This is a genomic window from Bifidobacterium sp. ESL0819 (assembly GCF_052606245.1).
The window spans coordinates 468,089-481,085 of record NZ_CP199587.1 but is presented as its reverse complement, the minus strand read 5'-3'; the positions used below and the strand labels follow the sequence as shown (position 1 = coordinate 481,085).

At 55.4% G+C, this 12,997-nt stretch carries 8 protein-coding genes; all 8 read left to right on the top strand.

All coding sequences use genetic code 11. The features are described 5' to 3' along the window. Nucleotides 1-482 precede the first annotated feature (482 nt). The 8 genes from ACUIAD_RS02300 (at nt 483) to ACUIAD_RS02265 (ending at nt 12,990) form a co-directional block, all read left to right on the top strand. Nucleotides 483-3,167, top strand: coding sequence for a DUF7927 domain-containing protein (locus ACUIAD_RS02300; RefSeq protein ID WP_445343559.1), 2,685 nt, complete (start codon nt 483-485; stop codon nt 3,165-3,167). Between the two features lie 48 nt (nt 3,168-3,215). Further along, nucleotides 3,216-5,066: a SpaH/EbpB family LPXTG-anchored major pilin gene (locus tag ACUIAD_RS02295; RefSeq protein WP_445343558.1), complete on the top strand. Its 1,851-nt coding sequence runs from the start codon at nt 3,216-3,218 to the stop codon at nt 5,064-5,066. Between the two features lie 443 nt (nt 5,067-5,509). After that, on the top strand, nt 5,510-6,199 hold the full coding sequence (locus ACUIAD_RS02290) for a hypothetical protein (protein ID WP_445343557.1): 690 nt from the start codon (nt 5,510-5,512) through the stop codon (nt 6,197-6,199). A 48-nt stretch (nt 6,200-6,247) separates the two neighbouring features. Further along, on the top strand, nt 6,248-8,608 hold the full coding sequence (locus tag ACUIAD_RS02285) for a hypothetical protein (RefSeq protein WP_445343556.1): 2,361 nt from the start codon (nt 6,248-6,250) through the stop codon (nt 8,606-8,608). Nucleotides 8,609-8,737: 129 nt separating this feature from the next. After that, nucleotides 8,738-9,433, top strand: coding sequence for an FtsX-like permease family protein (locus ACUIAD_RS02280; protein ID WP_445343555.1), 696 nt, complete (start codon nt 8,738-8,740; stop codon nt 9,431-9,433). Between the two features lie 166 nt (nt 9,434-9,599). Beyond that, nucleotides 9,600-10,163 carry a hypothetical protein gene (locus tag ACUIAD_RS02275; RefSeq protein WP_445343554.1) on the top strand — a complete coding sequence of 188 codons (564 nt, stop codon included), beginning with the start codon at nt 9,600-9,602 and terminating at the stop codon, nt 10,161-10,163. A 220-nt stretch (nt 10,164-10,383) separates the two neighbouring features. Further along, on the top strand, nt 10,384-11,535 hold the full coding sequence (ftsY, locus tag ACUIAD_RS02270) for a signal recognition particle-docking protein FtsY (RefSeq protein WP_445343777.1): 1,152 nt from the start codon (nt 10,384-10,386) through the stop codon (nt 11,533-11,535). A gap of 189 nt (nt 11,536-11,724) precedes the next feature. Continuing rightward, nucleotides 11,725-12,990, top strand: a complete 1,266-nt coding sequence (locus ACUIAD_RS02265) for an ammonium transporter (protein ID WP_110452765.1) — start codon at nt 11,725-11,727, stop codon at nt 12,988-12,990. The last annotated feature ends 7 nt before the right edge of the window (nt 12,991-12,997 follow it).

Below are 12,997 nucleotides of genomic sequence, written 5' to 3'. Positions count from 1 at the left end.
AAAGTGACTGATTGAAAATTCCATCGTCATAATACCGACAGAGTTCATTCATCCGGTATTTGCGAGCGGAGCTGATTGCACGGCAATAACTTAGTAAAAGGCAGTTATTGAGCGGAAGTCGGCGTAAACAGATTACCTGGTGCTACACAGAGTCAATTGCTCTCTACAACTTGAGTCAGGAAAACCCAGGTTGCATATTCAATGCATATATCAATCAACTTGCATCTTTTTATCTTCTTTCGTAATATGGAATTCGGAAGAGACGTTGATGATGTCGTTCTCGGAAAGATTCCCAAAAGGGAGTTGTCCACGAGCGCTGGATTATTCATGTTAGCGGGGCTGCAGTGAGAAGATTGCAGAAGAGTTTTCCTATAGTTGGCATACTGGTAGTGGTGTGTCTTGCCTTGTCCGCATTCGCCTTGACCGCTGCGGCTCGGCGTGGGGATGATGGGCGTGACATTGCCAGATCGACCGGTGTGGGTGTGCGTTCGGGCCTGGTTGCAGGGTCACGGTTGCCGGGTAACGATAAATCCGATTTCCCTCGTCTGGTGCAGGATGCACGGTTCACCGGGGGAGACCGCGTCGGGTATGGCGCTGCTGCATTCGGTAAACGGCTTGCCTACGTAGAGTCGCAGGGCGTGCCAGGGGGTTCCGGTGACGGTGCCGTGGTGGTGCAGACCTTGTCTTCTGACAGTAACGGTGTGAGTGCCTGGAGTGGTGATGCCGACAGCGCATCCGCACCTGCCGGTTCAGTGAGGATAGCCGCCCCCGCCGCTGTATCGGGATTCGGATACCAGGTGGCCTTGAACGATCAGTACGTCGTGGTCGGGGCTAAGTGGTCGCAGGAGGTTTTGGTATTTGACCTGTCCGGCTCCTTGGTCCGCACGATAGGCGCTCCGGCGGATTCGGACAGGTATGAGGTTGACAACTTCGGTGAGTCCTTGGCATTGGACGGGAACTCTCTGGTAATCGGGGCACCGAATTCAACCGTTGATGATGTCGATGATGCTGGTATGGGGTTCGTCGTGGATTTGTCCGATGCTGCTTCGGTTCCAACTCCTCTGTTGGCGCCGAAAGGCGATGCTTCGATAGTGGAGGGGGCGCTGGCTGGTCAGACGGTGGCCGTGCACGGCGGCTCGGTGGCGTTGGGTGCTCCTGGCCAGGAACGTACCGTAGCAGGAGTCGACAGTCTGACTGGTGGCGTCCAGTTGTTCTCTGGTTCCGGATTTGTACGTGATTTGAATGTGGATAAGGCCCAAGGCTCATATCCGGCGGCTAATGCCTCGACCGCTCGTGCGGGTCTTGGTCGTTCGTTGGCATTCAGTTCCGACGGCGGACAGGTGCTCGCAGGTGACCCCTCGTGGGATTCATCGACCCAGTGGGCGGAACAGCGCGGTGTCGTGTATAGATTCAACGTGGCTGATGGTTCTGTGAATTCAACGCTGAAGGGCAAGGAAGGGGCACAGTATTTCGGCTCATCCGTGGCTGTCGGTGATGCGCCGGATGGTCGTGATACCGTCTTCGTCGGGTACCGTGACGGAGCTGGTGCCGGGCGTGTGGCCGGGTATGCGGTTCCGGCTAAAGGTAGTGAAGCGCAGAGGGCGACATTCCAGCCCCTGGATGCTGCCGGTGAAGATGGGTTCGGATCCCTTGGACTGCTTGGTGGCGCCTTGGTGGCGAACACCTTCACGGAGAATGGTATTGGCTACCGAAATCTACTGGTGAGCGCTCGTGGTGGTGTGTACCATTTCGGGACGCCAATCCCCCTGAAGTTATCAAAATCGGCTGATCATACCGAGGGTTCGCGCGTCTTCCCAGGCCAGCGGTTGACATACACATTGACGGCCGTCAACCCGAACCGTGGCGCTGTGGAAACTGTGCTGGCTGATGATCTTTCAGGCGTCTTGCCATATTCCCAGAGCGGGACCGTGGACAATGTGAAGGTTTCTACTGATCCGGCCGGTGCTGCTCCGGGTGCACCTGTGGTTGACGTCGATGCCGCTCGTCTGACCTGGAAAGGCGCTGTGCCGGGTGAATCCGCTCAGGGGCCTGGCAAGGTTACCGTGACATACAGTGTGACGGTTTTGCGTAGCCAGGACGCATCGTATTACCAGGGTTCCATCGAGAACACCTTCGTATCGGATTATTCGCAGGATGAGCCGAAGACATCGAACGGGCTGGGACGCATAGAGGTGAACAAGCGTCTTCTCGCCGTGTCCTCTGACGGTGCTTTGACACCAGTGACAGAGGGGTCATCCGTTGCATTTGGCCAACGATATGTATATGAGGTGACTGTGTCGAATCCGCTGCCGGCGGATGCAATTGCCGATCCTGTCGATGTGACGGTGTCCGATGACATGCATGATGTAGCGGATGACGCCTCTGTCGAGAACGCTTCATTAGTGGGTGATTCGCCTATTGGAGTCGTGACCTGGAATGATGCTTCCTCGCCGGGGAAAGTAGTGTGGAAGGGCACCTTGGATAAGGGACAACAGGCTGTCGTCCGTATTCAAGTGACGACCTACCCAGCAGATCATTCGCCTGCTGGCGATCACAAGTTGATCAATCAGGCCATGAATAACCGTGGACCGGATTCCGTCAGCGTGAAGAATGACGTATCTAGTGTTGATTTGGGGAAGGGTGCCTTTGGTTCCGCAACCTCTTCCGAAGGTGTGTCTTCGGTAAGGAAGGGCAAGGATCTGTTCTACCGGGTGACGTATCGAAATTCGACGGGTGTGACCGTATACGATGCGTCGCTGAAGGATGATCTTTCAGGTGTTCTGGGTAGCGCCGGAAAGCCTATGGATCTTTCAGCCGTATCGAGCGTGACCAATCACAAGGTTGCAGCGCCAACCTTTGATGAGGCTTCAGGTGTTCTGTCCTGGTCGGACTCAAGCGGTGTCGCCCCAGGAGAGACGGTGACCGTTTCATATCGCGTTACGGTGAAGTCCGATGCCCATTCTGGTTCATCTCTTGTCAATGGTGTGCAGTCTCCGCAATCGGGACAGCGACCCACAACCCGTGTGAACGTACAAGGCATGGATCCTGTGTCCCATCTGCCATTCACTGGCGGGAGTCATGTCCTATGGCTGGTATTGGCCTTGATTCTTGGCGTGTTCCTGGTATGTGCCGGATACGCAGCGAACAGGTATACGAGTCGTAGGTGATGAAGAATTTCTGCCGGTCCGGCAGGGTGTGATCCGGACCGGTGGTTGATGGTTTGGGTGCTGAGGGATCCTTTCGGTTTCGTCTTCACCCGATTTAAGGAAAGGAAACAGGGAATGACAAGGTGTAGTATCAGGAGTCTGGTCGCATCTGCGACAGCGCTAGTAGCTGCCTTCGCCATGGGGGCTACCGGTGCAGTTGCTGCCAATGCGGCTGAGCAAACTGCCGATTTGAAGATACATAATGCTGCCGGGCGCACGTTTACAGCGTTAAAGGTTGGCGACTATACGCAAGTGCTGCCTCCCGCGCAAGAGGGTGGGGAAGGGTCCGTATCTGTGGCGACCGTGGCCAACCCCGCTCAGGTGAAAACAAGTAGCACTAAAGCGCTGTCCGCCATGTTCGGAACGGATCCAGTGCCTGATGGTGTGACCACGGACCCCATTGCCTATGTGGCGACGAACTGGGGAGTTGGTTCCGATGGAGCGACGACTCCGACCGATGCCGGCAAGCCTCAGTATGATGGCAAGGTCAGGTTGTTCCTGAACAATCTATGGAAGGATGCGGATTTCCGCAATCTGTTCGATTCGGATTCAGCAATCACGAAGACGGCCGCTGAGGGAACGGATACGGTGGAGTTCACCGGTATACCCCAGGGCGAATATGTGCTGGTGGACAAGACAGCACATACTGCGGATAACGGCGTAACGCTTCCGATGTTCGTAAGCACCACCGCGAAAACAGAGGGCGGCACGCGCGTGGATGTGAAGGGTATGACTGAGGATATCGATGCCAAGGGTGAAGCCCCCGGCACCCCTCAGAAGACCACGGATAAAGCTGATTACAATGTGGGTGACACTGTTCGGTTCACCATCAAGGCAACTGTTCCGACCTATCTGGGATATGATGCGGGCACATACGACCTGAAGATGAACGATACTCTGACGAAAGGTCTGACCTTTGATGCCGCCAAGGCGAACGTGACGGTGACCCTGAACAAGTTGGGGACCGATCAGGTGCTTGCGACCATTCCTGCAGGAACTCCTGGTTATGCCCTAACGACTGATTCCGACATGAGCAATGGCGGGAAAATCGTATTCGACCTGTCAAGCTTCTTCCGTGATCTGATCACTAAAGGTGATGGTCATTATGCAGGTGCACAGATTGTGATCAAATATGATACGACCCTCAACGCCAATGCGATTGATACGACTCCAGGCGACGTTCACAATTCGGCATCTCTTGAATATTCAAACGATCCGAATGCAAGCATCTCCGGTGAACCTGCAAGTCCTGGTAAGACACCTGAAGGCAAGGCCAAAGTATATACCTATAATTTCGATCTGACCAAGATCAACAAGGCAACGAACGAGAAGCTGGCAGGTGCGAAGTTCTCCATCTCCAAGGGTGGTGCCGATCTGAAGTTCGTAAAGCTTGCTGATGGTTCGTATCGTAAGGCCATGGCTACTGACGCCCCTGCTTCGACGGTTACCACAGTCGAGACCGGCGCACAAGGCAACCTCGCGATCAAAGGCGTGGCATCAGGAGATGATTACCAGGTCAAGGAGACGGAAGCCCCTAACGGTTTCATGACACTGAAAGATCTGTCCTTCGGAGTCAAGATCCTCCCGACTTATGGTCCAGATGCCTCAGGTGAGCAGGAGTTGAAGACTCTGGAGTACGGTTTTGCTGCAGATCCCTACGGTCTGGCCCAGATGACCAGCTCGACTAAGGGCAGCTACCAGCTTATGAACGTAAAGAGCTTGACACAGTTGCCTCTGACTGGTGCGGCTGGAATCATGTTCCTTGTCGTTGTTGGTGGGCTCATGGTTGCAGCTGGTGTCTGCATCTACCTTGCTTCCATGCGTAGCAAGCGTGATGCCAGCAGCGCTGTTCATGCATGAACTAAGTAACCTGGGAAAGCGGTGCGTAATCAGGATTGGTTCTCTGCGCAATGCGGCTGACTGATTTCAGATCATTCATGAAATCGCTTGCAACAGGTTGATGCATCCGTTGTTTGGTTGCATATACAGGTATGGACCGGGACATATGCGAGTTTTTGCAATGTCCCGGATCCCTGCCATCTGCGATTGACAGTGTTGATTATGGCTCTATCCAGTAGATGAGACTTGATGGTGGAGCCGAGAGTGGGGATGTGGCTTTGTGAGCTCACTCATGGTTGTCCTCAGTGATGAAGGTCTTCTGTAGTTGAATAGGTGATTCATTATGCAGTGGCAATTGATGCGAGTTGATGCAGGTCCGGTCCCCAATAGAAGTCTTACATACTTGGTTGAGGATATTCGTTGCTCTATATCGGATGTATGTTGTGATGGCAGGAGAAGGCGGAATGCGTAGGTTATTCAAGAATCACGCGACGGTTGCCAAGTTGATGCTGGCGGTCGCTGTGATATTGATTGTGTTGGCAGGTACAGGGGTTCGTGCTTTGGGACTCAGGGATGCACAGGCGGCTTCCGATGACACGGAATTTAAAGTAACGGTGACTGCCGCTCAGAAGGATGGAACAGATCCGGTTTCGACCGGAGAGGCAGGTAAGCCCATTGCCGTTAATCTGAGGGATGCTTTTTCAAGTGGTCCTCAGACCTGGACCGTAGGGGTGAGTTCGGTGAAGCAGGAGATGGGGCGTCTGTCCATCAAGTTCGTGGACACAGACCCTGATCGTAAGGTGAAAGAACACATGGCACCGACCTCCGTGGGACAAAACAGTCCATTGAACGTTAGGTACTATCCGGATTTGTTTACGCAACTTCGCTTTGAGGTACTGGATGGCGATAACAAGGTCTGGGACGGCAAACTGGGTACTGACGGTGAAATACAACTGGGCGATCCAAACAGGAATGAACCTGCTAAGCCTGGCTACCTGAAGATGCGCATGCCTCTCGATCTGAAGCCCGGGGATCCGGAGCGCAAATTGACGCTGCGTGTCTATGTGGATAGCACGTTGTCAAAGGATGATCTATCCGCCTATAACGGAACGACCACCGGTCTGTCATTGATTGTAAAAGGTGAGACACGATGAGCAAGAGCAATAGTTGTAATCATGTATGGTCCGAAGGATGTGATCTAGATGAATAGTACATTCAGAGTGCATGAGTCTCATCGGTTCTGGTCAAGGGCTGTGAAGTTGGCTGTCACTGTTGTGACCTTGGCTATGGCTGTGTTTGCAGGTGTCACTCATGCAGATGCTGCATATGTCAGCAAGCATCCCGTTAGTGTGACGACTCCTTCATCAAGTTTCGGCTCGAGTGCAGGTGTCAAGGGAACCTACGCCCTAGATGATACGGTCGCTTTGGACAAGGCCGGCAATGTTTGGATGTGGGGTTACTACTCGGGCGGACAGAAGTTGACCGACACGGGCATGAACGGTTCCTGGACCATCGATGGAAAATGGCAAAAATACGGCGCCCAGGTTCGTACAGGAGATAATTCTCCGCTGAATAACTATCACAAGCCTGATATTGTGCGCGGGATCGGGTGTGTCAAACGTGTCGCCGGTTCCGCCTATGCCTTGATGGCAGTAGATTGTTACGGAAATGTGTACGGTTGGGGTGACAATGATCAGAAAGGTCAGACATTTCCGACCAATGCGATCATAAGGAGTCAGCCAGGTTATGAGGATACAACGTCTTACCACACCGGAGGCGTGTATGGCGTCTATAAAGATCAAACGGCTGCCCCTGAAGGCATCCCTAATCATGTTAATCAGAAAAATCCGAACGAATCCCCAGCGACGTGGAAGCCTATAGACGGTCCAGCTGCACCGGTGGGAACCTATCCTGGCGGGAATAATACCAGCAAGGTCATTGACGTTGCAGGTACGGAATACGGTTTTGCTTACCTGAAGGACGACGGAACGGTTTGGACCGTCGGGAAGCATGAGTATGGTGAAAGAGGTGTTGGTAAGCACAATGGCTCGAATAGAGACGAGTGGAGTCGTACACGTAAAAGGGGCTGGCCTGTTGAGAATCATGATGATGCGAAAAATCTGAATGACGACAACTATGGGGTTGCCCTGTCTCCGATTCAGGTTGCATTCCCCAACAATGAGAAGATTGTAGACCTGTTCCCGGGCTATGAGAGCTATTACGCTGTCACGGACCAGCAGAAAGTGTATTTCTGGGGCAGGAATTTCACCGGTGGTGGAGCCTTGACCACGGCACAGCTGGATGCGGCCTCTTCAAACGACTTGACCAAGCCATGCGTCAGTTTAGGCGGGAGCGAGCAGCAGTATTATTGTTATGCCCCTGTGGAGGTTCCATATCTTGACAATGTCATCAAAAATAATGGTGGTTATGTCAAGGGAATGGGCGGATATGCCTGTGGCGCGCTGCTGACGAAGAATGGAAAGCTCTGGACTTGGGGCGGTGCCGAAAACCGCAAAGGTATGGTGGAAGCTGCAGACGGTGATATGGACAACAACCATTGGCGGGTAGAGCCAAAGGTGTTGAATGCTCCCGACATGGATGGAAATATGGTCACCGGAGAAAATGTAGTTGACTTCAATATGGAATATTATGCCGGTAATTTCGTGAAGTCCGATGGTACCGTCTGGGGATGGGGCCGTCGTAACGAAGGTGGGGTTGAGTCTTCCTCTAGAAGCAAAATCACCTGGGCCGTGCCATTCAATGAGAAAAGTTCACCAGGTTTGATCTGGACCCCGGATGAGGACCCTCAACACAGAAAAGCCGTGAGCGTAGGAGGCAACAAGGACAGTGCCTCGTTGAACCTTGAAGACGGAAGTATATATTCCTGGGGAGATAACATGGGCGGGACAGCTACAGGTGGTCTCTCTGGGTTCAATGATGGAAGTGCAAAAGATGGAAACATCTGTCTGCCGGGAATCGTAGATGACAGGGATCCGAACAATGTGCTCAGTTGCGTATCGCCGTTGACGGACGACGGCAATGGTAAACGATACAATGTGAAGACTCCTACCTCATCGATGGGTGGTACACCTAGATTCGTCTGGCCTGCCTACTTCGTGCCCCTTGTGCAGAATGTTGGCAAGTACATGACGGTGTCAAGGAACGCTTATCCATTCGAGGGGAAGGCAGTGCATAAAGGGGATACGATTGAATATGAGGTGCTTATTCATAACGATCGCACGTCCTTCGAAAACCCAACGGTGACGATCAAGGACACGTGGGGGCCCAATGCCAAGCTGCAGGGCTCGGTAAGTGCTGTTTACACTAAGCCTGATACTGATGCGTCGAAGCCCTTGGACATATCGGATCAGTTCACTCTAGATGGTGACGGGACTGGTGTGACCTCCAAACCATTGGCCTTGTATCCTCGGAACACCCTTACATTGAAGTTCAGTGTGAAGGTGACAGGTGAACCGGGGTCTCAAGTGACAGGCAAAACGACGCTGCTGGATGGCAACAGTGCCGAGGTTGATTCCGATACCACATCGAATCCTATTGTCTGAAGAATCCTGATCACAAGGCGCGTCCTTTCAGCACCGGTTCTACCGGGCGAAAGGACGCACCTTTTTCATATATCGTAACGGTTGTATAGCCGCAGCAGACAAGGTTCCCATGTCGGAAGCGGGCATCTGATGCGACTTCTTCTGCGAGATTTCAAGGATGCCCCTTTGGCCTGGTCTGGCGTGATGCTTGTGCTGATCGCCTCGCAGACCATGGTCGGCCTGCTTGCCATGATGCTCTCTTCAGCCAAGGCCCTGGGCGATCTTCCCGGCATGGCCGAGCAGGGCCGCACTGCCTACCAAAATTTGATGATCCCTTTCGTGGCGCTTCTCGTTGCCGCAGTATTGATCGTTCTGCAAGTCGTTTCGTCGGTGATCAACCAGCGCAGACGCAACCTCGCCCTGTTAGCCATGCAAGGCGCCACGCCCTGGCAGCTGACCTCGCTGACCTGTCTGCGCGTGCTCGTTTTGGCGCTCGCTACCAGCGTGGTCTCGCTGGCGGCCTCTTTTCTGCTGGCCCGTCCCCTCTACGCCTGGGAGACCTCACAGTTCCTGATCGGCAGGCAGCCTTTTATCGCCAGCCACCAGCTGGCTTCCTGGACAGCAGGAACCTCATGCGGAGTAGTGGTGGCCTTGATCGGCACGCTGCTGACCATCCGAACCATCAGCAGAATCAGTCCCGCGGAATCTCTGCGTGCTGCAAACATTCCTCCAAAAACAGCAGGTTCTACTCGTCGTATCGCCGCTGCCTTGTTTCTGCTGGCAGCCTTGGCAGAGATGCCCCGAATCGAACCTGGACAGTCGGCGGGTCATTCTTTCGGGTGGTGAGCAACTGGGGAATGTGCTTCCCAGCAGCTCTGGTCAGTCATAGAAAGGTATTGGTTTGATTTGCCTGACCAAACGAGCAGGCCGATGAACGAGCCAGTGTGAAAGAGGCCGATAGATTCCTCGTGTCTTAGCGCGTCTGTGTAGTTCTTCTGACAGAATGGCAAGTATGGTTTGGCTGATTGTCCTGATATGGGTGCTGGTGGTGGTGGCATTCATCGTATTTGTCATGCGCCTGGCGCGTGGCGAGTCCCAGGACCGTGCCTTCTCTCAGTCTATGGATGAGCGTGTGCGTCGGGCCGCCCGTCGTCGGCAGGAGCAAGAGAACCAGCTGCCGCGGATAGCAGGAGGACGCCTGTCTTTCGCACCTGGCTCAGGCCAGGATGCGCCAACCGATGAGGATTTCGCACGTCCCTATCCGGTCTATGTCAACTCCTCCTCGGTGATGGAGGTTCGGGGCCTGATGGCCTCCAGCTCCACGGACGAGATAAATCCGCCCCGACCGCCAAGCACTGATTCCGCATCGCCGGTCAGCCCGAGGCAGAAGAAGAATGTCGTGCCGTCGGTTTCTGCGGCCTCTGGGCCCCCAGCTCCCAGGAGCTCCGCTGTACGATCATCCAGCCCTGAGCCCTCACGCCCTCAGCGCCGGGAGCCTCAGCCCATCACTTCCGACATCATGCCTGCAGTCGAGAGCGCTTCGCATAGGGAAAAGAGCCGTCCGAGCGAAAAGTGACCGTTCATGATGAAGGCCCGTGTCCCTTTTCGCATTTAGGCTGGTGCCTATGACAACACAGCAGCTGCTTATCCTTATCGCGGTGTTGATCGTCCTAGTGCTGGCAGTGGTCGGCATTCTGGCGGCGGTCCGTAGACGTCGGCCCCAGGGGGATTCCGCACGCCCCGGCAGGGCGGAAGAGCCTGGTGATGGCCGCTCTTCTTCGTCCCCGGACTCAACGATGGGTGTCGCAAAGGGTCATGCTGAAGACCAACCTGAGGCTTCCCCAGCAGCTTCGTCGGCTGATCAGGCAGCCCGATCTGCCTCGCGTGGATCAGGTGTTGCTGCCGATCCGGACGCTTCTACGGGTTCAGCTGGCTCAATCGATTCAGAGGCGTCCAGTCAGTCGTCCACGGCCAACCAGGCCAGCCCGTCAGCACAGGAGGAGCCGGCCCGCCCGGAGGCATCCGCATCCCGTATGACTAGGCTCAAGGCCAGACTGGCCAAGAGCCCCAACCCCTTCGGCAAGGCCCTCTTTGCTATTCTGACCAAGGACCATCTGAGTGAGTCCGACTGGGAGGATGTGGAAGACACCCTGCTTATGGCGGATGTGGGTGCCGAGGCCAGCGAACAGCTAGTGAAACAGTTGCGTGACGATGCCCGGATTACCGGACAGAAGGATCCCGCAGCGGTGCGCCGCGGTCTTCGTCAGCGTCTGATCGATCTGGTCGACCCCAATATGGATCGAACCCTGGTCGCTGCCCGACCTCAGGCCAACAGACCGTCGGTCATCATCATGGTGGGCGTCAACGGCACAGGCAAGACCACCACGGCGGGCAAGCTGGCCAGGCTCTTCGTGGCCGATGGCAAGTCGGTGGTCATGGGTGCTGCCGACACCTTCCGTGCTGCCGCCGCTGACCAGCTGGAGACCTGGGGCGGCAAGGTGGGCGTGCCCGTGGTCCGTAGCGATCGTGACGGCGCCGACCCTGCCTCGGTGGCTTTCGAAGCAGCGGAACGAGCCAAAAATGATCAGGCTGATGTTCTCATCGTGGATACGGCTGGGCGCTTGCAGAACAAGGCCAATCTGATGGATCAGCTTGGCAAGATCCGACGGGTGATCGAGAAGAACCTGCCCGTGGACGAGGTTCTGTTGGTCCTGGACGCCACCACGGGGCAAAACGGGATGATCCAGGCCCGGGTATTCGCCCAAGCAATCGGGGTCACGGGCATTGTCCTGACCAAATTGGACGGCTCGGCCAAGGGCGGCATCGTCGTCTCTGTCCAACGAGAGCTGGGCGTGCCTGTCAAGCTCGTCGGATTGGGCGAGGGGCCGGACGATCTGGCGGTCTTTGACCCTGAGTCCTTTGTCGACGGCATTCTGGGAGACGAGTAGTCTGATCGAGTTGGTCATAAGGTGGTCATCCAATAGTCACTCGGAGGTAATGCGGCGGTGACCTGACCGACATCCTGCTCCTGTTTGATGAATCGGGAAGTGGAAGAGAATCTGACGTAGGCTGTCCAGAGGGAAGTCCTCTTTGTTGGGGGGGCTGATCGCATGGATGGGGAAAAGAGAGGTGTAGGCATGGATTCTGGAAATGCTGCCTGGATGCTGGTAGCGGCGTCTATGGTCTTTCTGATGACTCCGGCGGTGGCTTTCTTCTATGGGGGTATGGTCCGGGCTAAGGCTGTACTCAACATGATGATGATGTCCACGCTGGCCATTGCCGTGACGGGGATTATCTGGGCCCTCTGGGGATGGTCGATTTCCTTTGCAGGCAAGGATATCGGAGGCGTCTTCGGCGATCCCATCACCGGCTTTTTGCTCAAGGACACGGTCATAGCCAAGGATGGGGTCTTCACCTCGCTTGATTCCGCAAACGCTGCCTACCCGCATACGGTGGACATCGCCTTCCAAGCCGCCTTCGCCATGATCTGCGTGGCTCTGATCTCGGGAGCCCTGGCAGAGCGAGTCAGAATCAGCACCTGGATGATATTCGTTGCCCTCTGGGTCACCTTGGATTACGGGCCCATGGCCCACATGGTATGGAATCACGGCCTGCTCTCGGCAGACGGTCCCATTTCCAACGCCATCGGAGCCCCCGCCCATGATTTCGCTGGTGGCACGGTCATCCACATCAATGCAGCCGTGGCGGCTCTGATCATTGTGCTCATCATTGGCAGGCGGGTAGGCTTCCCCAAGCAGGTCATGCGGCCCCACAATGTGCCCATGGTCATGCTGGGCGCCTTCCTGCTCTGGTTCGGCTGGTTCGGCTTCAATGCCGGGTCCGCCTTCGCTGCCAACGGCACAGCAGGATATGCCTGGGTTTCCACGACCATGGCCGCCAGTGCCGCCACTCTGGGCTGGCTCTTTACTGAACGGATACGCACGGGGCACTACACCGCCATGGGTGCCGCATCCGGCATGGTCGCCGGTTTGGTGGCCATCACTCCAGCGGCCGACGTGGTTTCCCCGCTCTGGGCCCTGGTCATCGGTCTGTTAGCTGGTTTTGTCTGCTGCCTGGCCTGCGGGCTCAAGTTCCGTTTCGCCTATGACGACTCCTTGGATGTGGTAGGCATCCACGGTGTGGGTGGTCTCTTGGGCACTCTGCTGATAGGCTTCTTTGGTACCGGCACGGGCTTTCTGGCCGGTGGCGATTTCCGGCAGCTGCTGGTTCAGTTCCTGGTAGCGCTGATTGCGATTATTTACGCGGCTGCAGTAACTGGCGTGATCGCTTTTGCGCTGGAGAAGACCATTGGCTGGAGGGTCAGCGAGGACCAGGAGATCATCGGCGTCGACCAGAGCGACCAAGGCGAGAGCGCCTATGAGTTCGGGTCTGGTCTGGACTGATCAGGAA

Excerpts from the sequence above, each read along its gene's own strand:
- ACUIAD_RS02265 (WP_110452765.1), top strand. The coding sequence starts at position 11,725 with ATGGATTCTGGAAATGCTGCCTGGATGCTGGTAGCGGCGTCTATGGTC.
- ACUIAD_RS02295 (WP_445343558.1), top strand. The coding sequence starts at position 3,216 with ATGGTTTGGGTGCTGAGGGATCCTTTCGGTTTCGTCTTCACCCGATTT.
- ftsY (WP_445343777.1), top strand. The coding sequence starts at position 10,384 with ATGGGTGTCGCAAAGGGTCATGCTGAAGACCAACCTGAGGCTTCCCCA.
- ACUIAD_RS02280 (WP_445343555.1), top strand. The coding sequence starts at position 8,738 with ATGCGACTTCTTCTGCGAGATTTCAAGGATGCCCCTTTGGCCTGGTCT.
- ACUIAD_RS02290 (WP_445343557.1), top strand. The coding sequence starts at position 5,510 with ATGCGTAGGTTATTCAAGAATCACGCGACGGTTGCCAAGTTGATGCTG.
- ACUIAD_RS02285 (WP_445343556.1), top strand. The coding sequence starts at position 6,248 with ATGAATAGTACATTCAGAGTGCATGAGTCTCATCGGTTCTGGTCAAGG.
- ACUIAD_RS02275 (WP_445343554.1), top strand. The coding sequence starts at position 9,600 with ATGGTTTGGCTGATTGTCCTGATATGGGTGCTGGTGGTGGTGGCATTC.